Annotated in this window: 24 protein-coding genes and 1 pseudogene; 16 read left to right on the forward strand and 9 right to left on the reverse strand. The window is 65.7% G+C overall.

What is annotated here, in order from left to right; all coding sequences use genetic code 11:
* The first annotated feature begins 302 nt into the window (after nt 1-302).
* From purE to EC839_RS14210, 4 genes are all read left to right on the forward strand, one after another.
* On the forward strand, nt 303-797 hold the full coding sequence (gene purE, locus EC839_RS14195) for a 5-(carboxyamino)imidazole ribonucleotide mutase (RefSeq protein WP_132832692.1): 495 nt from the start codon (nt 303-305) through the stop codon (nt 795-797).
* Nucleotides 794-1,876 (forward strand): 5-(carboxyamino)imidazole ribonucleotide synthase, encoded by a 1,083-nt coding sequence (locus EC839_RS14200; protein WP_007160059.1) that lies wholly within the window; start codon nt 794-796, stop codon nt 1,874-1,876. The genes purE and EC839_RS14200 overlap by 4 nt, the downstream gene beginning before the upstream one ends.
* Nucleotides 1,877-2,004: 128 nt before the next feature.
* Nucleotides 2,005-2,253, forward strand: coding sequence for a GlsB/YeaQ/YmgE family stress response membrane protein (locus EC839_RS14205; protein WP_132832693.1), 249 nt, complete (start codon nt 2,005-2,007; stop codon nt 2,251-2,253).
* Nucleotides 2,254-2,420: 167 nt separating this feature from the next.
* A complete protein-coding gene (locus tag EC839_RS14210; protein WP_132832694.1) occupies nt 2,421-2,969 on the forward strand; it encodes a DUF3299 domain-containing protein in 549 nt (182 codons plus the stop codon).
* A gap of 112 nt (nt 2,970-3,081) precedes the next feature.
* Here EC839_RS14210 and EC839_RS14215 read toward each other — a convergent pair whose 3' ends face one another.
* Nucleotides 3,082-3,459, reverse strand: a complete 378-nt coding sequence (locus EC839_RS14215; protein WP_132832695.1) for a glutathione S-transferase N-terminal domain-containing protein — start codon at nt 3,457-3,459, stop codon at nt 3,082-3,084.
* Between the two features lie 140 nt (nt 3,460-3,599).
* Between EC839_RS14215 and EC839_RS14220 the strand changes: the two genes are divergently transcribed.
* From EC839_RS14220 to argB, 5 genes are all read left to right on the forward strand, one after another.
* Complete coding sequence (locus EC839_RS14220) at nt 3,600-4,271, forward strand: uracil-DNA glycosylase family protein (RefSeq protein ID WP_132832696.1); 672 nt, start codon at nt 3,600-3,602, stop codon at nt 4,269-4,271.
* Nucleotides 4,272-4,628: 357 nt separating this feature from the next.
* The gene (gene coaBC / locus EC839_RS14225; RefSeq protein ID WP_132832697.1) at nt 4,629-5,852 is read left to right on the forward strand and encodes a bifunctional phosphopantothenoylcysteine decarboxylase/phosphopantothenate--cysteine ligase CoaBC; all 1,224 of its coding nucleotides are present in this window, start codon (nt 4,629-4,631) and stop codon (nt 5,850-5,852) included.
* Nucleotides 5,845-6,300, forward strand: a complete 456-nt coding sequence (dut, locus tag EC839_RS14230; RefSeq protein ID WP_007160053.1) for a dUTP diphosphatase — start codon at nt 5,845-5,847, stop codon at nt 6,298-6,300. The genes coaBC and dut overlap by 8 nt, the downstream gene beginning before the upstream one ends.
* 1,212 nt (nt 6,301-7,512) lie before the next feature.
* Complete coding sequence (gene algC / locus EC839_RS24380) at nt 7,513-8,907, forward strand: phosphomannomutase/phosphoglucomutase (protein WP_197027426.1); 1,395 nt, start codon at nt 7,513-7,515, stop codon at nt 8,905-8,907.
* 74 nt (nt 8,908-8,981) lie between these two features.
* Nucleotides 8,982-9,884: an acetylglutamate kinase gene (argB, locus tag EC839_RS14240; RefSeq protein ID WP_007160051.1), complete on the forward strand. Its 903-nt coding sequence runs from the start codon at nt 8,982-8,984 to the stop codon at nt 9,882-9,884.
* A 61-nt stretch (nt 9,885-9,945) separates the two neighbouring features.
* Here the strand turns inward: argB and EC839_RS14245 are convergent, their stop codons facing one another.
* The 4 genes from EC839_RS14245 to pyrE all read right to left on the reverse strand — a co-directional run bounded on the left by EC839_RS14245 (nt 9,946) and on the right by pyrE (nt 12,866).
* Nucleotides 9,946-10,797, reverse strand: coding sequence for a DUF1989 domain-containing protein (locus tag EC839_RS14245; protein WP_027598633.1), 852 nt, complete (start codon nt 10,795-10,797; stop codon nt 9,946-9,948).
* A 15-nt stretch (nt 10,798-10,812) separates the two neighbouring features.
* Nucleotides 10,813-11,478 (reverse strand): GntR family transcriptional regulator, encoded by a 666-nt coding sequence (locus EC839_RS14250; protein ID WP_132832699.1) that lies wholly within the window; start codon nt 11,476-11,478, stop codon nt 10,813-10,815.
* A 132-nt stretch (nt 11,479-11,610) separates the two neighbouring features.
* The gene (locus EC839_RS14255; protein WP_132832700.1) at nt 11,611-12,207 is read right to left on the reverse strand and encodes a DUF4124 domain-containing protein; all 597 of its coding nucleotides are present in this window, start codon (nt 12,205-12,207) and stop codon (nt 11,611-11,613) included.
* 17 nt (nt 12,208-12,224) lie between these two features.
* Nucleotides 12,225-12,866 carry an orotate phosphoribosyltransferase gene (gene pyrE, locus EC839_RS14260; protein ID WP_007160047.1) on the reverse strand — a complete coding sequence of 214 codons (642 nt, stop codon included), beginning with the start codon at nt 12,864-12,866 and terminating at the stop codon, nt 12,225-12,227.
* 80 nt (nt 12,867-12,946) lie between these two features.
* Here pyrE and EC839_RS14265 point away from each other — a divergent pair, with 80 nt between their 5' ends.
* Nucleotides 12,947-13,726, forward strand: a complete 780-nt coding sequence (locus EC839_RS14265) for an exodeoxyribonuclease III (protein WP_007160046.1) — start codon at nt 12,947-12,949, stop codon at nt 13,724-13,726.
* A 58-nt stretch (nt 13,727-13,784) separates the two neighbouring features.
* Here the strand turns inward: EC839_RS14265 and EC839_RS14270 are convergent, their stop codons facing one another.
* From EC839_RS14270 to EC839_RS24990, 3 genes and pseudogenes are all read right to left on the reverse strand, one after another.
* On the reverse strand, nt 13,785-14,213 hold the full coding sequence (locus tag EC839_RS14270; RefSeq protein WP_007160045.1) for a universal stress protein: 429 nt from the start codon (nt 14,211-14,213) through the stop codon (nt 13,785-13,787).
* Between the two features lie 81 nt (nt 14,214-14,294).
* A complete protein-coding gene (locus EC839_RS24985) occupies nt 14,295-14,882 on the reverse strand; it encodes a methyl-accepting chemotaxis protein (RefSeq protein WP_372237657.1) in 588 nt (195 codons plus the stop codon).
* Nucleotides 14,883-15,653 (reverse strand): annotated as a pseudogene (locus tag EC839_RS24990) (PAS domain-containing protein); the annotation flags it as partial. It lies immediately after the preceding gene.
* 212 nt (nt 15,654-15,865) lie between these two features.
* Between EC839_RS24990 and glyA the strand changes: the two are divergent.
* From glyA to purU, 6 genes are all read left to right on the forward strand, one after another.
* A complete protein-coding gene (glyA, locus tag EC839_RS14280; RefSeq protein ID WP_132832702.1) occupies nt 15,866-17,119 on the forward strand; it encodes a serine hydroxymethyltransferase in 1,254 nt (417 codons plus the stop codon).
* A gap of 77 nt (nt 17,120-17,196) precedes the next feature.
* Nucleotides 17,197-18,447: a sarcosine oxidase subunit beta family protein gene (locus tag EC839_RS14285; RefSeq protein ID WP_017639231.1), complete on the forward strand. Its 1,251-nt coding sequence runs from the start codon at nt 17,197-17,199 to the stop codon at nt 18,445-18,447.
* 11 nt (nt 18,448-18,458) lie between these two features.
* Nucleotides 18,459-18,758, forward strand: a complete 300-nt coding sequence (locus tag EC839_RS14290; RefSeq protein ID WP_017639232.1) for a sarcosine oxidase subunit delta — start codon at nt 18,459-18,461, stop codon at nt 18,756-18,758.
* Nucleotides 18,755-21,775 (forward strand): sarcosine oxidase subunit alpha, encoded by a 3,021-nt coding sequence (locus tag EC839_RS14295; protein WP_132832703.1) that lies wholly within the window; start codon nt 18,755-18,757, stop codon nt 21,773-21,775. The genes EC839_RS14290 and EC839_RS14295 overlap by 4 nt, the downstream gene beginning before the upstream one ends.
* A 15-nt stretch (nt 21,776-21,790) precedes the next feature.
* Nucleotides 21,791-22,420, forward strand: a complete 630-nt coding sequence (locus EC839_RS14300) for a sarcosine oxidase subunit gamma (RefSeq protein ID WP_132832704.1) — start codon at nt 21,791-21,793, stop codon at nt 22,418-22,420.
* Nucleotides 22,421-22,520: 100 nt separating this feature from the next.
* Nucleotides 22,521-23,378 carry a formyltetrahydrofolate deformylase gene (gene purU / locus EC839_RS14305; protein ID WP_042134842.1) on the forward strand — a complete coding sequence of 286 codons (858 nt, stop codon included), beginning with the start codon at nt 22,521-22,523 and terminating at the stop codon, nt 23,376-23,378.
* A gap of 276 nt (nt 23,379-23,654) precedes the next feature.
* Here the strand turns inward: purU and choV are convergent, their stop codons facing one another.
* Nucleotides 23,655-24,887 carry a choline ABC transporter ATP-binding protein gene (choV, locus tag EC839_RS14310; RefSeq protein WP_132832705.1) on the reverse strand — a complete coding sequence of 411 codons (1,233 nt, stop codon included), beginning with the start codon at nt 24,885-24,887 and terminating at the stop codon, nt 23,655-23,657.
* Nucleotides 24,888-24,890: the final 3 nt, after the last annotated feature.

A 24,890-nucleotide genomic window follows, 5' to 3' on the forward strand; every position in this document is an offset into this window, starting at 1 on the left:
TCACAACGGCAGCCGCCCTAGACACCAACGCCCTCATTCCTCACCGCTCCAGCCCTCTCCCGCCTGCGGGAGAGGGCTGGAGCGAGGGCGCTCCTCAGGGCAACCCAACCTGGATTCCCAGGCATCTAGCCTGCACCTCTCATTCCCTACCACCACCTATCCCACGAGCGCCACGTCCTGTCCTCCAACCGACGGGCGATACCCGGCGCAGGAGCACGCTCCGGCCCGCTTTCGTCTATACTGTGCCGCTCATTTCCCAAGCCACGTCCGCCGCGTGGCTTCTTCATTTCAGAGGCACGACGATGAGCGCAATCGTAGGCGTGATCATGGGCTCCAAGTCCGACTGGTCCACCCTGAGCCACACCGCCGACATGCTGGACAAGCTGGGCATTCCCCACGAAGTGAAAGTGGTCTCCGCCCACCGCACCCCCGATCTGCTGTTCCAGTACGCCGAAGAGGCTGCCGGACGCGGTATCGAGGTGATCATCGCCGGTGCCGGTGGCGCCGCCCACCTGCCGGGCATGTGCGCCGCCAAGACCCACCTGCCGGTGCTGGGCGTGCCGGTGCAGTCCTCCATGCTCTCGGGCGTCGACTCCCTGCTGTCCATCGTGCAGATGCCGGCCGGTGTACCGGTCGCCACCCTGGCCATCGGCAAGGCCGGCGCCATCAACGCGGCGCTGCTCTCCGCCAGCATCCTCGGCGGCAAGTACCCGGAGTACCACGAGCGGCTGAACGCCTTCCGCGACGAGCAGACCCGCACCGTGCTGGACAATCCCGATCCGAGGGAGCAGGCATGAAGATCGGCGTCATCGGTGGCGGCCAGCTGGGCCGCATGCTCGCTCTGGCCGGCACCCCGCTGGGCATGAACTTCGCCTTCCTCGATCCGGCGCCGGATGCCTGCGCCGCTGCCCTGGGCGAACACCTGCGCGCCGACTACGGCGACCAGGATCACCTGCGCCAGCTGGCCGACGAGGTCGATCTGGTGACCTTCGAGTTCGAGAGCGTCCCGGCCGAGACCGTGGCCTTCCTCTCCCAGTTCGTGCCGGTCTATCCGTCCGCCGAAGCCCTGCGCATCGCCCGTGATCGCCTGTTCGAGAAGTCCATGTTCCGCGACCTGGGGATTCCCACGCCGGCCTTCGCCGACGTCCTCTCCCAGGCCGACCTGGACGCCGCCGTGGCCCGCATCGGCCTGCCGGCAGTACTCAAGACCCGCACCCTGGGTTATGACGGCAAGGGCCAGAAGGTCCTGCGTCAGCCGGAAGACGTCACCGACGCCTTCGCCGAGCTGGGCAGCGTGCCCCTGCTGCTGGAAGGCTTCGTGCCCTTCACCGGCGAGGTCTCCCTGGTGACGGTGCGCGGTCGTGATGGCGAGGTGGCCTGCTACCCGCTGGTGCACAACACCCACGAGAGCGGCATCCTGCGCCTGTCGGTGGCTAGCTCCGACCATCCGCTGCAGGCGCTGGCCGAAGACTATGCTCGCCGCGTGCTGGAGCAGCTCGACTACGTCGGCGTGTTGGCCTTCGAATTCTTCGAGGTCGAGGGTGGCCTGAAAGCCAACGAGATCGCCCCGCGCGTGCACAACTCCGGGCACTGGACCATCGAAGGCGCCGAGTGCAGCCAGTTCGAGAACCACCTGCGCGCCGTGGCTGGCCTGCCGCTGGGCTCCACCGCCAAGGTCGGCGAGAGCGCCATGGTCAATTTCATCGGCTCGGTACCGCCGGTGGCCGCCGTCACCGCCTTGGAAGACTGCCACCTGCACCACTACGGCAAGGCCTTCAAGGCCGGGCGCAAGGTCGGTCACGCCACCCTGCGCAGTGCCGATGCCGCGACCCTGCAGACCCGCATCGCCGCCCTGGAAGCCCTGATCCAGGACTGATGCCACCCGGCTTCCGTTCGCGGAAGCCGTTTTTCCCTGAACCTCGGCGGATTACCGGTGGTCGGAGTGTACAAGGCGCCTGCTGACCGGCGCCGTACTTACCAGCACTCAAACAGGGGATTCTTCACATGGGCATCATCGCAACCATCATCATCGGTCTCATCGTCGGCCTGGTTGCCCGCTTCCTCAAGCCGGGCGACGACAGCATGGGCTGGATCATGACCATCATTCTGGGCATCATCGGCTCCGTGGTCGCTACCTACCTTGGCCAGGCACTGGGCATCTACCGTGCCGGTGAAGGTGCAGGCTTCATCGGTGCCGTGGTCGGCGCCATCATCGTGCTGTTCATCTACGGCATGGTGACCAAGCGTCGCTAAGACGCTGCTTCGCCTCGGCAAAGCCGAGTAGCACAAGTTTTCAGCCCCTGGCGTCGCCCGTCGACCCAGGGGCTTTTTTATGGGAGACGCTCTGCTTTGCGGCCTTGAGACTGGACCCCTGGCCTGGCGCACCGCACACTCGGACTTTTGCGTCCGACCTGCCGACCATGTCCAGATTGCTCATTACACTGCTGCTTGCCAGCCTGCCCCTGCTGACCCACGCCGCCAAGGGTGAGCCGCCGGAAACTAATTGGCTCGACCTGCTCACTGCCGAGGATCGTCATGCCTTGGAAACTATGCCCGAAATCAGCCACAACACCCCCGAGGCTCCGGGCGGTTTCGGCTCACCGGGCGGGCTCAAGCAGAAGGACAGCAGCCTACCCGAGGTGATGCACTCCGCCCGCACTGTGGCCGCCCTGAATGGCAAGAACGTGCGCCTGGGCGGCTTTCCAGTGCCGCTCGAGACCGATGCCAAGGGCAATTTCCGTGAGTTCTTCCTGGTGCCCTACCCAGGCGCCTGCATCCACGTGCCGCCGCCCCCGCCCAACCAGATCGTACTGGTGCGCTACCCCAAGGGCGTGCCGCTCCCCGACATCTACGAGCCCTACTGGGTCATCGGCACCCTGCACACCGAGTCGGTCGACAATGCCCTGGCCGAAGCCTCCTACACTCTGGATGCCAGCAAGGTCCGCAAAGTCGAAGAAAGCGACCTCTGACGTCTCGTAGGTTGGGCGAAGACAGCTCCACCGTTGCAGTTCGATAACCAGAGGCAGCGTCGTAGCCTGGACAACGGCGCAGCCTCGTCCACCACCACTCCTACGTTAAACCCTAGGCCGGCTGGCGTTCGCCGTAGCGTTGCTCCAGATAGGCGATGATGTCGTCCGACTCATACATCCATACGCTCTGACTGCCCTCGTCGATCCGCAGGCAGGGCACCTTCACCCGGCCACCGCCCTGTTCCAGCTCAGCGCGCAGGTGCGGTTCCTTCTTGATGTCCTTGAGGCGGACCGGCAGGTTCAGCCGATGCAGCGCCCGCCGCGTCTTCACGCAGAAGGGGCAGGCCTGGAACTGATAGAGCGACAGATTCGCCAGCTCCGCCTCGATGGCAGCCTGGGCCTGCTCGGTGCGCTTGAGCTTGCGCGGCCGGGTCACCAGATCCAGGCCGACGATCACCTGGCCGAGGCCGTTGCGTAGCAGATTGATCAACGGGATTCACCTTGAGGGTCGTTCGAGCCGGGCAGTTTACCCTATCGCCCCAGGGCTGCCCCTCCGCCAGTCGTTACGGAACGTCACCTGCAGGGCAGAGCTCTACTAGAGGGATTAATTCCTCGATGGAGACCTGTTGCATGCCGCTGTCTTCCGCAGAGCGCGAAGCCTTTCGCCAGCTCGCTGCCGATCTTCCGGGTGTCGATCTTACGGTCTATGAACAGTTCGCCAAGGACCCGCTGGACCCCATCATCGGTCTGGGCGATCCCGATGCGCCGCTGGGCTTCTTCGGTCGCGATCCGGGGCGGGACGAGGTGAAGTACGGCGAGCCCTTCATCGGCAGCGGCGGCCAGATCGCCCGCAAGGTCCTCTACAAGCACCTGCACGGCCAGCCCCCAGCCGACTTCGAAGCCACACGCAGCCTGAGCCAGCAGTTCTTCTGGGCTAACACCGTCCCCTACAAACCGCTCGGCAACAAAGCCTGGTCGGAGCGGGTGAAAAAGGCCTTCCACCCCCTGATGCGCCGTCTGCTGGTGGAACACTGGCACGGCACCCAGCTCATCACCCTTGGGCGCGAAGCTTTTCTCTGGTTCGGCATCGGCCAATCCAAGGAAGAGCGCGCCCGCCTGGAAGCCTTCTGGAAGAGCGAACACCGCTTCGAAAGCAGCATCGAGGTCACCTTGGAAACAGAGGAGGCGACGCGTAAGACACTGACCCTCTATCCGCTGCCGCATCCGTCGCCGTTGAATCAGACGTGGTATACGCGATTTCCTGGGCTATTAGAGCAGCGGCTTAAAATACTAACGCTCTAACAGTGACAATCCTGGAATAGCAGGAGAACTCGTGAAGTGGGCTTTCTGGGCTTTCGCTAAAGCAGTTACTTTCTCGACTCGCCGAGTTTGGATCGCGAGGCGCGTGTAAGTATGAAAGACCGCTTAGTACGCGTGACAGTAGTCTTCAATTTGATACCGATGAACGCCGTCTTCATACGTTTCCTTATTGAGCCTGCAGCATTGACCTATTAGCGATAGTGGGCTGCACCTAAACTGGCGCGGCGCCTGCGCTGTGCAGGCGCTGTGCTATCTTAACCGGATGATTTGCGGGCGCGCGTAGACCTCTATTGGTCCCGCGATCCCTATCCTAGATGGTTCGAAAACGGAACAGGCAATATGCAGCGGCTCCATCGTAAACGCATCGTGCTGGGCGTCGGAGGTGGCATCGCCGCTTACAAAAGCGCCGAGCTAGTACGCCGACTCAAGGATCAGGGCGCCGAGGTGCGGGTGGTGCTGACCCGCGGCGGGCGTGAATTCATCACGCCGCTCACCCTACAGGCGTTGTCCGGCTTGCCGGTGCATTTGGATCTCCTGGACCCGGCCGCCGAAGCGGCCATGGGTCACATCGAGCTGGCCCGCTGGGCTGATCTGGTGCTGGTCGCGCCGGCCACCGCCGATGTGATGGCACGTCTGGCCCAAGGCGTGGCGGATGATCTGCTTACCACCCTGGTGCTGGCCACCGATGCCCGGGTCGCCCTGGCACCGGCCATGAACCAGGCCATGTGGCGCGATCCGGCCACTCAGGCCAACGCCGAGCTCCTGCGCAGTCGCGGCATCAAGCTGTTCGGCCCGGCCAGCGGCAGCCAGGCTTGTGGCGACGTCGGCCTCGGCCGGATGCTGGAGGCTACTGATCTGGCCCAGCTCGCTGCCGACTGCTTCCAGCGCCTGGACCTGACCGGTCGCCATGTGGTCATCACCGCCGGCCCGACCCAGGAAAACATCGACCCGGTGCGCTACATCACTAACCACAGCTCCGGCCGCATGGGCTTCGCCTTGGCGGAAGCGGCGGCAGAGGCGGGCGCGCGCGTCAGCCTGGTGAGCGGCCCGGTGCATCTACCGACCCCAGATCGCGTCGAGCGCATCGACGTGATCAGCGCTCGCGACATGCTGGCCGCCTGCGAGGCACTGATGCCCTGTGACGTGCTCATCGCCTCGGCGGCGGTGGCGGACTATCGCCCCGAGGTCATCGCGCCGCACAAGCTGAAGAAGGACCCCACCCGTGGTGACGGTCTCATACTGGAGCTGGTGCGTAACCCTGACATCCTCGCCACCTTGGCGGGACGCCCAGATCGCCCCTTCAGCGTCGGCTTCGCCGCGGAAACCCAGAATCTGCTGGAGTACGCCCAGCGCAAATTGCGCGACAAGAATCTCGACCTCATCGTCGCCAACGACGTGGCCAACCCGGCCATTGGCTTCAACAGCGAAGACAACGCGGTCACCGTGATCGACCGCGGCCTGCACGAGATCCGCTTCGAGCAGACCAGCAAGGGCAAGATCGCCCGTCAGCTCATCGCTCTTATTTCCATCCACCTGAAAGACACCACCCAGAACCATGCATAGCCTTCAAGCCAAGATCCTCGACCCGCGCCTGGGGCGCGATTTCCCGCTGCCGTCCTACGCCACGCCCGGATCGGCCGGCCTCGACCTGCGCGCCATGCTGCAAGAGGATCTGGTGCTGGAGCCGGGCCAGACCGCGCTGATTCCCACCGGGCTCGCCATCCATGTCGCGGATCCGTCGTTGGCGGCGTTGATCCTGCCGCGCTCGGGCCTGGGTCATAAGCACGGTATCGTGCTGGGCAACCTGGTCGGTCTGATCGACTCGGACTACCAGGGGGAGCTCATGGTCTCCTGCTGGAATCGCGGCCAGACCACCTTCACCGTAAGTGTGGGCGAACGTATTGCCCAGCTGATGCTCGTACCTGTGGTACAGGCGCACTTCGACATCGTCGAGAGCTTTACCGAGACCGAGCGGGGCGCTGGCGGCTTCGGGCACTCCGGTACCCGCTGACGCCGGGCACGCAAGGCACGCCGTCACATAAAGGAGAAGAACGGCATGACAAGGGGCAAGAACGACAAGGATGTGCGCAAGGCGGCCCCCCGGGTCGCTGGCTTGCCTGGCATGGGCGCGGGGCTGCTGCTGGCGCTCGCCGGCTTGCTGCTGGCCGCGCTGCTGTTGTGGTTCCTGGTGTTGCAGCCGCAGGGCGCGCGCAACCAGGAGCAGCAGGCGGACCAAACGCTGCAGGCCCAGGCGGCCTCCCTCAATCAGCTGCTGGTCGGCTTGACCCGTCGGCTGCAGGGGGTTGCCGGGGATGCCCTGGTGCTGCAGGCCCTGCAGGGCGACGATCCCGCGGCGCGCGCGGCGGCGGAAAGCCAGTTGCGCGAGCGCCTCGGTGTGGTCGATGTGCTGGTGGTACCGGCCGGTATGCGCCAGATCGACGACAGCCGCCCCGGTCCCCTCAACTATGCCGCCCTCGATCTGCTCAAGCGCCTGGAAAGCGGCCAGCGGACCCCGCCGGAAGCCTATCGGCTGGGCGACCGCTGGCTGGTCTACAGCGCCCAGCCCATCCGCCGGGGTGATCAGTTGCTCGGCAGCGCCGTGCTGGTGGAAGAACTCCCGGCCGTCTTGCAGGGCTGGGCGACGCCGCCGGCGAACGTCGGCCAGTGGCGCCTGTTGCAGCAGTTTCCAGGCGGCGGTGTGCAGGTGCTGGCCAGCGGCGGTAGCCCCGGTGATCCGGCGCTGATGCGGCGGCTCGCCACTGGCAGTCCACTCTGGACGCTGGAGCTGGCACCGGCCGCCGAGGCCGGAGCCGACACCCCCGTGGGCATTCCCCTGGTGGCCCTGCTGCTGGCGTTGTTCGGTGTGCTAACGGGCTTTTGGCTGTTTTCCCGTGAGCTGTCACGCCGGCTCCGTGATGACGTCCGCAGTCTGACGGCCTATGCCGAGGAACTAGAAGCCAATCAAACAGCCAAAAGCCCGACTTTGCGCCTGGCGGTAATGGAACCCGTGGCCAAGTCGACGGCCCGATTGGCCAGCCGATCGGCCGGGTCGTCGCCGGACCTATATGCCACCGCTCCCAGCGATGCGGTGGCCAAGACCCTGGCGGAGTTTGCCGACAGAGGGCGCCCTCAACAGAGCGAGCCGCTGTTCCAGACCACCGACATCCTCGATATCAGTATCCTCGACGAAGACCAGGATCTCCTGGGATTGGAGAAACCCCCGATGAGCACTACCCCGCAAGCCCCCCAACTCAATGCCAGCATTTTCCGCGCCTACGACATCCGTGGCGTGGTGGGTGACTCCCTGACCGCCGAAGCCGCCTACTGGATTGGACGTGCCATCGGCTCGGAGAGCCTGGCGCGTGGCGAGCCCAACGTGGCCGTCGGCCGTGACGGCCGTCTGTCCGGCCCCGAGCTGGTCGCCCAACTGATCAAGGGCGTGGCCGACAGCGGCGCCAATGTCAGCGATGTCGGCATGGTGCCGACCCCGGTGCTCTACTACGCCGCCAACGTGCTCGAAGGCAAGTCCGGCGTCATGCTGACCGGCAGCCACAACCCGCCGGACTACAACGGCTTCAAGATCGTCATTGCCGGCGAGACCCTGGCCAACGAATCCATCCAGCGTCTGCGCGAGCGCATCGAGACCGGCGACGTGGCCAGCGGCCAGGGCCAGATCAAGCAGGTCGACGTGCTCAAGAGCTACGCCGACTACATCCGCAACGACGTGGTGCTGGCCAAGAAGCTCAAGGTGGTGGTGGACGCCGGCAACGGCGTTGCCGCGGTCAACGCGCCCCAGCTGATCGAGTCCCTGGGCTGCGAGGTCATCCCGCTGTTCTGCGAGGTGGACGGCAACTTCCCCAACCACCACCCGGATCCGGGCAAGCCCGAGAACCTGGAAGACCTGATCGCCAAGGTCAAGGAAACCGGTGCCGACCTGGGCCTGGCCTTTGACGGCGACGGCGACCGCGTCGGCGTGGTGACCAACGAAGGCAAGATCATCTATCCCGACCAGCTGCTGATGCTGTTCGCCAAGGACGTGGTCTCCCGCAATCCGGGCGCCGACATCATCTTCGACGTCAAATGCACCCGTCGCCTGAACAACCTCATCGCCGGCTACGGTGGTCGTCCCATCATGTGGAAGACCGGCCACTCGCTGATCAAGAAGAAGATGAAGGAAACCGGCGCGCTGCTGGCTGGCGAGATGAGCGGCCACGTGTTCTTCAAGGAGCGCTGGTTCGGTTTCGACGACGGCATCTACAGCGCCGTGCGGCTGCTGGAGATCCTCAGCCAGGAGAAGAACAGCGCCCAACAGGTGTTCGATACCTTCCCGGTAGACATCTCCACCCCGGAGATCAATATCCAGGTGACCGAAGAGAACAAGTTCGGCATCATCGAAACCCTGCAGCGCGACGCCCAGTGGGGCGATGCCCAGATCACCACCCTGGACGGCGTCCGCGTCGATTACCAGAACGGTTGGGGCCTGGTGCGTGCGTCCAACACCACGCCGGTGCTGGTGCTGCGCTTCGAGGCGGAAACCCTCGAAGAGCTGGAGCGCATCAAGACGGTGTTCCGCAAGCAGCTGCTGGCGGTACAGCCGGATCTGAATCTGCCGTTCTGACCTCGGGTCAGCGGTAGCACAGAGGGCGCCTAGGCGCCCTTTGTCTTTTCTATGTCGACCTTGAGAGGTGAGCCATGACCCTGAGCCGCGAGGATGCCTCGCACGTCGCCGAGGTGCTGTCCGAGGCGCTGCCCTATATCCGCCGGTTCGTCGGCAAGACGCTGGTGATCAAGTACGGCGGCAACGCCATGGAGAGCGACGAGCTCAAGGCCGGTTTCGCCCGTGACATCGTGCTGATGAAGGCGGTGGGCATCAACCCGGTGGTGGTGCACGGCGGCGGTCCGCAGATCGGCGACCTGCTCAAGCGCCTGTCCATCGAAAGCCACTTCATCGATGGCATGCGCGTCACCGACGCCCAGACCATGGACGTGGTGGAGATGGTGCTGGGCGGCCAGGTCAACAAGGACATCGTCAACCTGATCAACCGCCATGGCGGCAAGGCCATCGGCCTGACCGGCAAGGACGCGGGCCTGATCCGCGCCACCAAGCTCAAGGTCAGCCGGCAGACGCCGGAGATGACCAAGCCGGAGATCATCGACATCGGCCATGTGGGCGAGGTCACCGGGGTCAACACCGACCTGATCAACATGCTGGTGCGCGGCGACTTCATCCCGGTCATCGCGCCCATCGGCGTGGGTCCGGACGGCGAGTCCTACAACATCAACGCCGACCTGGTGGCGGGCAAGGTGGCCGAGGCGCTCAAGGCCGAGAAGCTGATGCTGCTGACCAACATCGCCGGCCTGATGGACAAGCAGGGCCAGGTGCTCACCGGGCTGTCCACCGAGCAGGTCAATTCGCTGATCGCCGACGGCACCATCTACGGCGGCATGCTGCCGAAGATCCGCTGCGCACTGGAAGCGGTGCAGGGCGGCGTGCAGAGCGCCCACATCATCGATGGTCGGGTGCCCAACGCGGTGCTGCTGGAAATCTTCACCGACGTCGGCGTCGGTACCCTGATCTCCAACCGCAAGCGCTGAGCGCTCTCGGTCGGACCCAGAAACGGCGCCCCAGGGCGCCGTTTTCATTGCTGGCCCGGACTCACTGCTCCCAGCTGGCCTTGGGCAGCGTCAGGCCGTGCTGGCCGTTGTAGGCCGCCCGCTTGGGCGATTCCCAACCCTGCAACAACGCCTCCTCGACCCGGTAGATCTCCACTCCCAGCGGGCGACAGACCTTGAGCGGGTCCTCGGCGTCCGGGCCCCACATCGCCAGGGACAGATCGCCGCCCGGGCAGGTGGACAGGGCGCAGAGCACGTCGATCTCGGCGAAGAACTCCAGGTAGTCGCCGGGCTTGGCCGGGCAGGCCTTCATGAAGTACAGGTCGTCATGGTTGAGGCCGGTGCACTGGAAGATGTTCAGCACATCGTGGACATCGAATTCGGTGAGGCCGTGGGGCAGCACCGCGCGGGTCAGGTTCGAGTGGCAGTGGTGGTGGAAGTCCTCGCCGGTGAGCATCTTGTTGACGTAGGGATCGCAGCGGGTGCCGAGCAGGTCATGCAGGCGGCCGCCGTGTTCGTCGATGCCGTAGCCGGCCAGGCTGTCGTCGGTGATGGTCAACAGCGGACGCAGGAAGGGCAGGTTCGACCAGAGGCGGTCGTAGGTGCTGACGTGGGCCCCCTGCAGTTGCCGGGTGCGCGCGGCCCACATGCGCTCGCGTGGGTCCTCGGCGTTCCAGACGTTGAAGTCGCCCACCTGGGGACCGTGCGGGGTGGTGACGCGGAACAGATGGCCCGCCGGGACCTTCCAGGCGCGACCGGTGCGGATCGGGATCTCGAATTGCTCGATCAGGGTACGCGCGTCCTTGTCCTCGCGCAGGCGATCGTAAAAGGCCTGGTCGACCTGCAGGGCGGAACCCTGGGTGGACTGGTAGGCGGCGGGGTAGTCCTTGTACATGGGAGGTCTCCTCGGTCAGAGCGGCCTGGCTGCGCTCAGCAAATCCAGCAGCCGGTTTTCGGAATCGTCGAGATAGCTGGCCATGGCCTCGGCCGCCGCCTGGCGCTGTCCGGCGGCGAGCAGGTCGTGGATCTGGCGGTCGCGGATGATCCAGGGCCGCTGGAAGTGCTCCTCGTCGGGCGCGAGGGAAAACAGCAGGCGTATCTGGGCGGCGACGGTGGCGAAGAATTCATCGAACAGCGGACTGCGCAGCAGGCCGACGATGTGCTGATGGAAATGCAGGCCGTGGGTGCCGAGGGCGCGCCAGTCTTCGCGCGACTGCGCCAGTTCGGCGGCCTCCAGGGCGTCCAGCATCCGATCGGACTGGTATTCGCGCAGCGGGCGGCTGGTGAGGATGGCCTGCAGTTCGAGGGTGCGGCGCACGGTAAAGAGGTCGCGCACCTCGGCCAGGCCCAGGCGCCGCACCATCACCCCCTTGTGCCGCACGTAGGTGGCCAGGCCCTCGCGATCCAGCTGGTGCAGGGCTTCGCGAATGGTGTTGCGCGAGGCGTTGTAGGCCTTGACCAGTTCAGCCTCGACCAGCGCCGTACCGGGTAGCAGGCGACCGCCGATGATGTCTTCGCGCATTTCCAGCAGCAGTTGAGCCCCCAGGGACAGTGCGCCTGCGTCTTTGCCGCTCATAGGTCTTCACGCCCAATTGTTCAACAATGCGTTGGAAATTGGTTTGCACGGTGCGTGCCAGAATATGGCGTGAAGAGGCGGGTCTGTGCTGTGTTGCCCAGCAGGCCATCGGCGGAGGGGACTGCAGAAGGGCTAGCGATCCGTGGTCTGAGCGGCTTCCAGTCGCTGCATGCGCGCACGATCGGCGTCGAAGGCCGCGCTGGTACTGGTGCGCAATTCGGCGTAGCGCTGCAAATCGGCCTGCAGGCGCACCTGATCGGCGGCCGCGGCGTCGAGCCGTGCCTGGAGGTCCGCCGGCAGCGCCTGGCCGTTGCGCTGCTGCACCGCCGCCTGCTCCATGAGCTGGCTTTGCAGCTGGCGTGCGGCCTCAAGGTTGGCCTTCTTGATCTGCAGCAGGCCGTCGAGCTCGGCCAGCTTGCGCGCCTTGGCGCGGTCGACGTCCTCGACATTGCTGTAGAGCTTGCGCAGCTGGCCATCGACCACGGCCTGCTGGCGCTCGCGCGCCTGGCGGTCGAGTTCGGCGGCAGGTAGGGCCGGGGCGACCTTGCGGATCACCCGGCCCTGCTCGTTGAGCACGTCGTAGCCCTTGCCGGCGTATTCCGGCGGCACGCCCTGGCGGTCGATGACCAGGGTGCCGTTGCGGTCCAGATAGCGGTACAGCTCGGCCGCCTGGCCGGCCAGCGGTAGGGCGATGAGCAACAGGCTGGCAGCGGCGCGACGTACGACCATGGCCGTCTCTCCTGGGGCTAGATGCCGTATTGAGCGCGATAGTCCTGGACGGCGGGGAGGTGACGCTTGAGCTCGGCGTCCTCGGCCAGGTATTCGAGCACCTGATCCAGGGCGACGATGCTGAGCACCGGAATGCCGTAGTCGCGCTCGACTTCCTGGATGGCCGACAACTCGCCGCGGCCGCGCTCCTGGCGGTTCAGGGCGATGAGCACCCCGGCCGCGCTGGCGCCCTGGCCTTCGATGATCTGCATGACCTCGCGGATGGCGGTGCCGGCGGTGATGACGTCATCGATGATCAGCGCCCGGCCGGTCAGGGGCGCGCCCACCAGCAGGCCGCCTTCGCCGTGGTCCTTGGCTTCCTTGCGGTTGAAACACCAGGGCACGTCGCGGCCGTGGTGCTCGACCAGGGCCACCGCCGTGGCCGCGGCCAGGGGGATGCCCTTGTAGGCCGGGCCGAAGAGCACGTCGAAGGGCAGGTTGGCCTGCACCAGCGCATCGGCATAGCAACGGCCGAGCTGGGCCAGGGCCGCACCGCTGTGGAACAGGCCGGCGTTGAAGAAATAGGGACTGATACGACCCGATTTCAGGGTGAATTCACCAAAGCGCAGAACTCCGCGCTCGATGGCGAAACGAATGAAATTACGCTGATACGCCTGCATATAAGTCCTTGCGCGGCTTGTATTTAGCTAAACCGGTTTAGCTCGGGTATCATACATCCACGATTTTTTGGGGGCCATTTATGCGGATCATCAGCTTGAACGTCAATGGTATTCAGGACGCTGTGGAGCGGGGCCTGTTGCCCTGGCTTAAGGCGCAGAATGCCGACGTGATCTGCTTGCAGGATACGCGCGCCTCTTCTTATGACATGGACGATCCGGCCTATGCGCTGGAGGGTTACATCCTCTATGCCTGCGACGCCGAAGTGCCGTCCCAGGGCGGGGTCGCGCTCTATACGCGGGTCCAGCCGAAGGCGGTGATCAGCGGTCTGGGCTTCGAGTCCTGCGATCGCTTCGGTCGCTACCTGCAGGCGGACTTCGACAAGGTCAGCATCGCCAGCCTGCTGCTGCCCTCGGGCAAGCGCGGTGACGAAGACCTGAACATGAAATTCAAGTTCATGGACGACTTCACCCACTACCTGAACAAGCAGCGCCGCAAGCGTCGCGAGTACATCTATTGCGGCTCGCTGTACGTGGCGCACCAGAAGCAGGACGTGAAGAACTGGCGCGACTGCCAGCAGATCCCCGGCTTCCTGGCCCCCGAGCGGGCCTGGATGGACGAGGTGATCGGCAACATGGGCTATGTGGATGCCCTGCGCGAAGTGAGCCGCGAAGGCGACCAGTTCAGCTGGTGGCCGGACAGCGACCAGGCCGAGCACCTCAACCTGGGCTGGCGCTTCGACTACAACATCCTCACCCCGGGTCTGCGCCGCTTCGTCCGCTCGGCGCGCCTGCCACGGCAGCCGCGCTTCTCCGAGCACGCGCCGCTGATCGTCGACTACGACTGGACCCTGAGCATCTGATCCACTCGGTGCCCGGAAATGAAAAAACCAGCCCGCGGGCTGGTTTTTTGTTGGGCGACTATTTCACCAGGATCACCGGCAAGGGCACCTGATGGACCACGCGATGGGCCACCGAGCCGAGCAGCAGGCCGCTGAGCGAGCCCAGCCCCCGCGTGCCCATGACCACGGTGTCCACCTGCAGGCGCCGCGCCGTCTCGCCAATGGTCTCGGCGATGCCGCCGAAGCCCACGTGGGTCTGGGCCTCGATACCGGCTTCGAGCAGGGCCGGGCGCGCCCGCACCAGGATGTCTTCGGCCTTGTCCTGCAGGCTGCCGCGCCATTCGCGCAGGATGCGGTCGTCGAAGGGCGCGCCGTAGATCTCCGGCTCGTTCTGGACGTTGAGCAGGTGCAGCTCCAGCGACAGCCCGGCCTTCACCAGGTCGAGGATGTAGCGCAGGGCGTTGTCGGCGCTGGGGGAACCGTCGTAGGCGACCAGGACATTGTGCATGGGGCATCTCCACGAGAGGGGTATGCCTTCATGCTAGACCCTGGCTGTCAGGGACGCTTGATCCCGATCAAGCCTGAGGTCTCAATGCCCCACCCAGTTGCGCGCGCCCTTGGGAATCACCTCGGATTCGTCCAGCTTGCTGGCGAACATGCTCACGGCTTCCACGGCGTCGCTGGCGCCATCGCGGATTTGCACGATCACCGCACCGGCCTGGTCGGCCAGTTCGACGCCCTTGACCGCTCGACCCTGGGTGCTTTCCATGCTGGCGACCGCCTGCTGGGTCTCGCTCAAGATCCGCCCGATCATCTCGGCGATCTCCGCCGTGGCGCTGCTGGTGCGTCCCGCCAACTGGCGGACCTCGTCGGCGACCACGGCGAAGCCACGCCCCTGGTCACCGGCGCGCGCGGCCTCGATGGCGGCGTTGAGCGCCAGCAGGTTGGTCTGGTCGGCGATGCCGCGGATGGTGTTGACGATGGCGGTGATCTGCTCGGATCGCTGGCCCAGCTGGCCGATCACCTCAGCGGAGGCGCTGACGTTGTGGGCGATCTCGCGCATCTCGCCGGCGGCCGCCTGGATGATCCGGGTGCCGTGCTCGGCGACCTTCTCGGTCTCGGCGGAGATGTGATAGGCCCGCGAGGCGCTGCGGCCGTCACTTTCGTGCTTTTCCACCCGCTCGCTGATGTCGCTGGCGTACTTGACCACCTTGTATAGCCGGCCGGTGGCGTCGTACACCGGGTTGTAGCTCGCTTCCAGCCAGATCACCCGGCCATGCTTGCCCAGCCGCTTGAATTGGCCCCGAAAGAATTCGCCGGCATTGAGGCGGCGCCAGAAGTCGGCGTATTCGCTGCTGTTGACCAAGGCCGGCTCACAGAACAGGCGATGCTGCTGGCCCTGGATCTCCTTGAGGCTGTAGCCCAGGGTGGCCAGGAAGTTGTCGTTGGCGTCCAGGATGCGCCCGTCCAGGTCGAACTCGATACGCGCCAGGGCGCGGTCCAGCGCCTTGAGCTTGCTCTGGGCTTCGCTGTCGCGCTCGATCTGGGCGGTGACGTCGAGGGCGTACTTCACCACCTTGGCGATCTTGCCGCTGCTGTCGGGTACCGGGTTGTAGCTGGCTTCCAGCCAGAGGGTACGGCCCTGGGCATCCAGGCGCTGGAAGGTGCCGGAGACGAAATCGCCGCGCTTGAGGCGCGCCCAGAAATCGCCATAGTCGCGACCCTGCACCACGCTGCTCGGGCACAGGCGGCGATGATGCTGACCGATCAGGGCGTCGGCGCGGTAGCCGGTCAGCCTGAGGAAGTTGTCGTTGGCGCGCAGGATCGCGCCGTCGAGGTCGAACTCGATTACCGCCATGGAGCGTTCCAGGGCGCGGGTCAGGCCCTGGTTGGCGTGCAACTCGGCCTCTAGCCGAGCGATGGTCTTCTTATAGTGCGCATTGAACATGGCAGAGCTCGCTGGCCGGGTGAAGTAGTCAGCCTATCGGCGCGGAACGAGCCGGCTTGATCGGACCCGGCGAACGGCGAAACTCGACGCCCAGACGGCTGTCGCAAACGCGCCGGCCCGGGGCGTAAACAGGCATCTTGGGGTCAGGGGGCGGGCCTACCATCGCGGCCAAGGGGGTGGTTTTCACCGCCACAGACTTTAGGAGCGCCGCGATGTTCAGTAAGCAGGACCAAATCCAGGGCTACGATGATGCGTTGTTCGCCGCCATGGGCGAGGAAGCGCGGCGCCAGGAGCATCATCTGGAGCTGATCGCGTCCGAGAACTACACCAGCCAGCGTGTCATGGAAGCCCAGGGCAGCGTGCTGACCAACAAGTACGCCGAAGGCTATCCGGGCAAGCGCTACTACGGTGGCTGCGAGCACGTCGACAAGGTCGAGCAGCTGGCCATCGAACGCGCCAAGCAGCTGTTCGGTGCCGACTACGCCAACGTCCAGCCGCACTCAGGCTCCCAGGCCAACTCAGCTGTCTACCTGGCGCTGCTGCAGCCCGGCGACACCATCCTGGGTATGAGCCTGGCCCACGGCGGTCACCTGACCCACGGCGCCAAGGTCAGCTCCTCCGGCAAGCTGTACAACGCCGTGCAGTACGGCATCGACACCGACACCGGGCTGATCGACTACGACGAGATCCAGCGTCTGGCCGAAGAGCACAAGCCCAAGATGATCGTGGCGGGTTTCTCCGCCTACTCCAAGACCCTGGACTTCCAGCGCTTCCGCGACATCGCCGACAGCGTGGGTGCCTACCTGTTCGTCGACATGGCCCACGTAGCCGGTCTGGTCGCCGCCGGCGTCTACCCGAACCCGGTGCCCTTCGCCGACGTGGTGACCACCACCACCCACAAGACCCTGCGCGGCCCCCGTGGCGGCCTGATCCTGTGCAAGGCCAACGCCGACATCGAGAAGAAGCTCAACGCCGCGGTATTCCCGGGTGCCCAGGGCGGCCCGCTGATGCACGTCATCGCCGGCAAGGCGGTGTGCTTCAAGGAGGCCCTGGAGCCTGGCTTCAAGACCTATCAGCAGCAGGTGATCAAGAACGCCCAGGCCATGGCCGGCGTATTCAAGGCCCGCGGCTTCGACGTGGTTTCCGGTGGCACCGACAACCATCTGTTCCTGGTCAGCCTGATCAAGCAGGGCATCACCGGCAAGGACGCGGACGCCGCCCTGGGTCGCGCCTGCATCACCGTGAACAAGAACGCCGTGCCCAATGACCCCCAGTCGCCCTTCGTGACCTCCGGTCTGCGCATCGGTACCCCGGCGCTGACCACCCGTGGCCTGGGCGTCAGCGAAAGCGAACGCGTCGCCAGCTGGATCTGCGACATCCTCGACCACCTCGGCGATGCCGATGTGGAAGCCCAGGTGGCGCGCCAGGTGGCCGCGCTGTGCCGCGACTACCCGGTTTACCGCTAGTCGCACGCGCCTGACGCAACCCTTATCCAACCCCTTTCCCCCTCGCGGAAAGGGGCGTCGTCTGCAGGAGTCTCCAGATGCAACGCTATTCCGGCTTCGGCCTCTTCAAGCACTCCCTGAGCCATCACGAGAACTGGCAGCGGATGTGGCGCACTCCGACGCCCAAGCCGGTGTACGACGTGGTCATCGTCGGCGGTGGCGGTCATGGCCTGGCCACCGCCTACTACCTCGCCAAGCAATTCGGCGTGAAGAACGTCGCCGTGATCGAGAAAGGCTGGCTGGGCGGCGGCAACACCGCGCGCAACACCACCATCGTCCGCTCCAACTACCTGTGGGACGAGTCGGCGCACCTCTATGAGCACGCCATGAAGCTGTGGGAGGGCCTGTCCCAGGACCTCAACTACAACGTCATGTTCTCCCAGCGTGGCGTCTACAACCTCTGCCACACCCTGCAGGACATGCGCGATTCCGAGCGCCGGGTCAGCGCCAACCGCTTGAACGGCGTGGACGGCGAACTGCTCGACACCCGTCAGGTGGCCGAAGAGATTCCCTACCTGGACTGCAGCAAGAACACCCGCTACCCGATCTTCGGTGCCACCGTGCAGCGCCGGGGCGGCGTAGCCCGTCACGATGCCGTGGCCTGGGGCTTCGCCCGCGCCGCCGACGCCCTGGGCGTAGACCTGATCCAGCAGACCGAAGTCACCGGCTTCCGCAAGCAGGACGGCAAGGTGATCGGCGTGGAAACCAACCGCGGCTTCATCGGTGCCCGCCGCGTCGGCGTCGTCACCGCCGGCAACTCCGGGCACATGGCCAAGCTGGCCGGCTTCCGCCTGCCGCTGGAATCCCACCCGCTGCAGGCGCTGGTGTCCGAGCCGATCAAGCCCATCATCGACAGCGTCATCATGTCCAACGCGGTGCACGGCTACATCAGCCAGTCCGACAAGGGCGACCTGGTGATCGGCGCCGGTATCGACAGCTGGGTCGGCTATGGCCAGCGCGGCTCCTACCCGGTGATCGAGCACACCCTGCAGGCCATCGTCGAGATGTTCCCGATCCTGTCGCGGGTGCGCATGAACCGCCAGTGGGGCGGCATCGTCGACACCTCGCCCGACGCCTGCCCGATCATTTCCAAGACCCCGGTGGAAAACCTGTTCTTCAACTGCGGCTGGGGTACCGGCGGCTTCAAGGCCACCCCGGGCTCGGGCAACGTCTTCGCGGCGTCGCTCGCCTCCGGCGAGATGCATCCGCTGGCCAAGCCCTTCTCCATCGACCGTTTCCACACCGGCGCGCTGATCGACGAACACGGCGCAGCGGCCGTCGCGCACTAAGGAGCCTGAGCATGTTGTACATCCATTGCCCCCACTGCGGGGAACTGCGCTCCGAAGAAGAATTCCACGCCGCCGGCGAGGCGCACATCCCGCGCCCGCTGGATCCCGAGGCCTGCAGCGACGCGGAGTGGGGCGATTACATGTTCTTCCGCGACAACCCGCGCGGCCTGCGTCACGAGCTGTGGGTCCACGCTTCGGGTTGCCGCCAGTACTTCAACGCGACCCGTAACACCGAGACCTACGAAATTCTCGAAACCTATCCGATCGGCGAGCAACCCCGCTTCACCGCCGAGCGAGGAGAGCGCACATGAGCCAGGTCCATCGACTCACCCAGGGCGGTCGCCTGGACCGCAGCCAGGCCATCACCTTCACCTTCAACGGTCAGACCTACCAGGGCTTCAAGGGTGACACCCTGGCCTCGGCCCTGCTGGCCAACGGCGTCGACGTGATCGGCCGCAGCTTCAAGTACTCCCGGCCGCGCGGCATCGTCGCCGCCGGTGCCGAAGAGCCCAACGCCATCATGCAGATCGGTGCCACCGAGGCCACCCAGGTGCCCAACGTGCGGGCCACCCAGCAGGCGCTGTACCAGGGCCTGGTCTCGGCCAGCACCAACGGCTGGCCGAGCGTCAACAATGACCTCATGGGCATCCTCGGCAAGGTCGGCGGCAAGATGATGCCGCCCGGGTTCTACTACAAGACCTTCATGTATCCGCAGAACCTGTGGATGACCTACGAGAAGTACATCCGCAAGGCCGCCGGCCTCGGCCGTGCGCCGACCCAGGTCGATCCGGACACCTACGACAACTTCAACCAGCACTGTGACGTGCTGGTGGTGGGCGGTGGCGCCGCCGGTCTGGCCGCCGCTCTGGCCGCCGGTCGCAGCGGCGCCCGGGTGATCCTGGCCGACGAGCAGGAAGAATTCGGTGGCAGCCTGCTGGACAGCCGCGAGCGGCTTGATGGCGCCCCGGCGGCCGACTGGGCCGCCAAGGCCGTGACCGAGCTGCAGGGTCTGGACAACGTGGTCCTGCTGCCGCGCGCCACGGTCAACGGCTACCACGACCACAATTTCCTCACCATCCACGAGCGGCTGACCGATCACCTGGGTGATCGCGCGCCCCATGGCCAGGTGCGTCAGCGCCTGCACCGCGTCCGCGCCACCCGCGTGGTGCTGGCCACCGGCGCCCATGAGCGGCCGCTGGTCTACGCCAACAACGACCTGCCAGGCAACATGGTGGCGGGCGCCGTGTCCACCTACATCCGTCGCTATGCCGTGGCTCCTGGTCAGCGCCTGGTGCTGTCCACCAACAACGATTACGCCTACCGCGTGGCCCTGGACTGGCTCGAAGCCGGTCGCCAAGTGGTGGCCGTGGCCGATGCGCGGCCCAACCCCCGCGGCGCCTGGGTCGAGGAAGTGCGCAAGCGTGGCGTGCGCGTCATGGGCGGTACCGCCGTGAGCGAAGCCCGCGGCAACACCCGGGTGACCGGGGCCAAGATCGCCACTATCGACCTGACCGCCTTCCGCACCCTGGGTGGTGGCGAGTGGCTGGACTGCGACCTCATCGCCACCTCCGGCGGCTACAGCCCGGTGGTCCACCTGGCCTCGCACCTGGGCGGTCGCCCGCAGTGGCGTGAAGACATCCAGGCCTTCGTGCCCGGCCCGGCGCCGCAAAAGCGCCTCTGCGCCGGTGGCGTGAATGGCGTCTTCGCCTTGGGCGACGTCCTGGCCGACGGTTTCGAAGCCGGCGCCACTGCCGCGGCCGAAGCCGGTGCCAAGGTGGTCAGCGGTGAACTGCCCCAGGCCGAATTCCGCCAGGAAGAGCCGAGTCTGGCGCTGTTCCAGGTGCCCCACGACAAGCCGTCGTCGCGCGCGCCCAAGCAGTTCGTCGACCTGCAGAACGACGTGACCGCCGCCGGTATCGAGCTGGCCTGCCGCGAGGGCTTCGAGTCCATCGAGCACGTCAAGCGCTACACCGCCATGGGCTTCGGCACCGACCAGGGCAAGCTGGGCAACATCAACGGTCTGGCCATCGCTGCCCGGGTGCAGAGCAAGGCCATCCCGGAAGTCGGCACCACCATGTTCCGCCCGAACTACACGCCCATCACCTTCGGCGCCATCGCCGGACGGCACTGCGGCCACCTGTTCGAGCCCAAGCGCTACACCGCGCTGCATGCCTGGCACCTCAAGCAGGGCGCCCTGTTCGAGGACGTCGGCCAGTGGAAGCGTCCCTGGTACTTCCCCAAGGCGGGCGAGGACCTGCATGCCGCGGTCAACCGCGAGTGCCTGGCCGTGCGTCGCAGCGTCGGCCTGCTCGACGCCTCCACGCTGGGCAAGATCGACATCCAGGGCAAGGACGCGCGGGAATTCCTCAACCGCGTCTACACCAACGCCTGGACCAAGCTCGACATCGGCAAGGCGCGCTACGGCCTGATGTGCAAGGAAGACGGCATGGTCTTCGATGACGGTGTCACCGCCTGTCTCGCCGACAACCACTTCCTGATGACCACCACCACCGGCGGCGCCGCGCGCGTCTTCGAATGGCTGGAGCTCTACCACCAGACCGAATGGCCGGAGCTGGAGGTGTACTTCACCTCGGTCACCGACCACTGGGCGACCCTGACCCTGTCCGGTCCCAACAGCCGCAAGCTGCTGGCCAAGCTGACCGACATCGATCTGGATAACGCCGCCTTCCCCTTCATGGCCTGGAAGGAAGGCCAGGTGGGCGGAGTACCGGCGCGGGTGTTCCGCATCTCCTTCACCGGCGAACTCTCCTACGAGATCAACGTGCCGGCCAACTACGCCATGGGCGTGCTGGAGCAGGTGGTCGCCGCGGGCAAGGAATTCGACCTCACCCCCTACGGCACCGAGACCATGCACGTGCTGCGGGCGGAGAAGGGCTTCATCATCATCGGGCAGGACACCGATGGTTCGGTCACGCCCCAGGACCTGGGGATGGGCTGGGCGGTGAGCCTGAACAAGAGCTTCTCCTTTATCGGCAAGCGCGGCATGCATCGCCAGGATTGCGTCCGCGAGAATCGCAAGCAGCTGGTCGGCCTCAAGCCCCAGGATGCCCGCGACGTCCTGCCGGAAGGCGCGCAGCTGGTGTTCGAGCGCAACCAGCCGATCCCCATGGACATGGTCGGTCACGTGACCTCCAGCTACCACAGCGCGACCCTGGGCTACGGCTTCGCCATGGCCATGGTCAAGGGTGGGCTGGGCCGCATGGGCCAGACCGTCTACGCCCCGCTGGCCGATGGCCGCTACATCGCTGCCGAGATCGTCTCGCCGGTGTTCTACGACCCCAAGGGTGAGCGGCAGAACGTCGCCTAACGAGGATAGCGCCCCATGAACAACATCAATGTCTACGACCAATACTCCGCCACGGCGCGCGCCGAATCCCCGCTGTTCCACGCCGAGCTAAGCAAGCTCGCCGGCCGCGGCCCGGCCACCGCCGGGGTAACCCTGCGCGAGCGAGCCCTGCTGGGGCATCTGGTCATCCGTGGCGACGCCCATGACGAAGGCTTCACCGGCGCGGTGCAGAGCGTGGTCGGCCTGGAAGTGCCCGGTCCCCTGGCGATCACCCAGAAGGGCGAGAGCTCGCTGCAGTGGCTCGGCCCGGACGAGTGGCTGCTGGTTGTGCCCGGTGGCAGCGAGTTCGCCACCGAGCAGGCCCTGCGCCAGGCGCTAGGCGAGCGTCATGTCGCCATCGTCAACGTCGGCGGTGGCCAGACCCTGGTCGAGCTCAAGGGCCCCAAGGTGCGTGAAGTGCTGATGAAGTCCACCTCCTACGACGTCCATCCGAGCAACTTCCCGGTGGGCAAGGCGGTGGGGACGGTGTTCGCCAAGTCCCAGCTGATGATCCGCCATACCGCGGAAGACACCTGGGAGCTGGTGGTGCGGCGCAGCTTCGCCGACTACGTCTGGCTGTGGCTGCAGGACGCGAGCGCCGAGTACGGACTGCGCATCGAGGCCTGATCCGGCTCCGCGTTCAGCCCCGTTCCAGCGAACCCGACCTGCGTGATGCGCAGGTCGGGTTTTGTGATTCTGGCTTCATCTCCATGCAAAGGACTTCATCATGAGCCGCACGCCCGATACCTGGATTCTCACCGCCCAGAGCCCGAGTCGCCTCGGCACCGTGGACGTGGTCACGCGCTATCTGTTCGAGCAGGGCTGCTATGTCACCCAGCACCACAGCTTCGATGACCGCGAAGCCCAGCGCTTCTTCATCCGGGTGGAATTCCAGGTGCCCAGCGATTTCAACGAGGGCCTGTTCCGCGTCGGCCTGGACCTGCGCTTCACGCCCTTCGACATGACCTTCGAGCTGACCCCGCCCGGCTATCGCGCCAAGGTCGCCATCATGGTCTCCAAAGCCGACCACTGCCTCAACGACCTGCTCTATCGTCAGCGTATCGGCCAGTTGCCCATGGACGTGGTGGCGGTGATCTCCAATCACCCGGATCTGGAGCCCCTGGCGGCCTGGCACGGCATTCCCTATCACCATTTTCCGCTGGATCCCCAGGACAAACCGGCTCAGGAGGCCAGGGTGTGGCAGGTGCTGCAGGAGACCGGCGCGGAGCTGGTCATCCTCGCGCGCTACATGCAGGTGCTGTCGCCCGAGCTGTGCCGTCGCCTCGATGGCTGGGCAATCAACATCCACCATTCGCTGCTGCCGGGTTTTAAGGGCGCGCGTCCCTATCACCAGGCCTATGCCAAGGGCGTCAAGCTGGTAGGCGCCACCGCGCACTACATCAACAACGACCTGGACGAAGGTCCTATCATCGCCCAGGGCGTCGAGTCCGTGGACCACGCCCACTACGCCGAGGACCTGGTGGCCCGTGGCCGCGACATCGAGTGCCTGACCCTGGCCCGGGCGGTGGGCTATCACCTGGAGCGTCGCGTCTTCCTCAACGCCGGGCGGACGGTGGTGCTCTAGGTCTTCCCGCTACCTCTCCAAGCAGGCTGCGAGATCACCGAGGCGCTCGCAGCCTGCCTGTCTTGTGTCACCTCGATCATCTCCCAGTCGCTCGGCGGCACCGTCAGGCGCTGCCGGGGAAGGCGCCTGCACGTCTTTTGGCAGGGCCAAAGGCGTAGCTCAGGATCATGGGAGGCGGAAGCCGGCCAGGCGAGCCTGCTGGGTCTGTCGGCAGTGGAGCAGGAGGGAGATGCGCACCCGCCTCTGCAGCGGAGAGGCGGGTGGCGAAGCGGGGGGTCAGCCCGCCTGGGACAGGGTCGAGCGGACCGCGGGCGGAGCGACGTCTTCGCCGGCCTTTTCCAGATTCTTGCCCAGCAGGGCGTGGTAGAGCTCCTTGTCACCAAGGATGCCCACGGCGCGGCCATCGGTCTCCAGCACCAGCTTGTGCCCGGTGTGGTAGCGGATCTCCAGGGCGTCGCGCATGCGGATGTCGGCCGGTGCCAGGGTCGGCTGGCGCTGCAGGCTGGTGACCGGCATGCCCGGGGTCCAGCGTTGCAGGGCCAGGCTCTCGCCACCGCGGCGCAGCGCCTTGACCGTCTGGCCATCCAGGGCCAGCCAGATGTCGTGGCTGCGTTCCAGGCAGATCTCGTTGCCCTCGCGACCGCACTTGTCCAGGCCGCGCATCAGGCTGTAGCCGCTAAGTACGTTGAGCGGATTGGTGTGGGCGACGAAGGTGCGCACGTATTCGTCCGCCGGATTGAGCACGATGTCCTCGGGACGGCCATGCTGGATGATGCGGCCATCCTTCATGATGGCGATGTTGGTACCGATCTTGAGGGCTTCGTCGAGGTCATGGCTGACGAAGACGATGGTCTTGTTGACCTTGGCCTGTAGTTGCAGCAGTTCGTCCTGCAGCTGCTGGCGAATCAGCGGGTCAAGGGCGGAGAAGGGCTCGTCCATCAGCAGGATGTCGGCATCCATGGCCAGGGCACGAGCCAGGCCGACGCGCTGCTGCATGCCGCCAGACAGGGAATCGGGCTTCTTGTTACGCCATTGGGTCAGGCCTACCAGCTCCAGCTTCTCGTCGACCAGCTTCTTGCGCTCGGCGGCCGAGCGGCCCTGCATCTCCAGGCCGAAGCCAACGTTCTCGGCCACGGTCAGCCAGGGCATCAGGGCGAATTTCTGGAACACCATGGCGATGCGCGTAGTGCGCATGTCCTTGAGCACCGCGGGCGAGCAGTTGGCGATGTCCACTTCGCTGCCTTTGTGCTCGATCAGCAGCTTGCCGCGGCTCACGGTGTTGAGGCCGTTGATGCAGCGCAGCAGGCTGGATTTGCCCGAGCCGGACAGGCCCATCAGCACGCAGATCTCGCCCTTCTGGACCTCCAGGCAGGCGTCCTCGACGCCCAGCACCTGGCCGGTCTCCTGGAGGATCTCGCTGCGACCCTTGCCCTGGTCGAGTAGCTCCAGGGCACGCTTGTTCTGCTTGCCGAAGATGACGTCGACGTGTTCGAAACGTATGGCGGTCATGAC

It is taken from the genome of Pseudomonas sp. JUb52 (assembly GCF_004341115.1).
GTDB classification, from domain to species: domain Bacteria; phylum Pseudomonadota; class Gammaproteobacteria; order Pseudomonadales; family Pseudomonadaceae; genus Chryseomonas; species Chryseomonas oryzihabitans.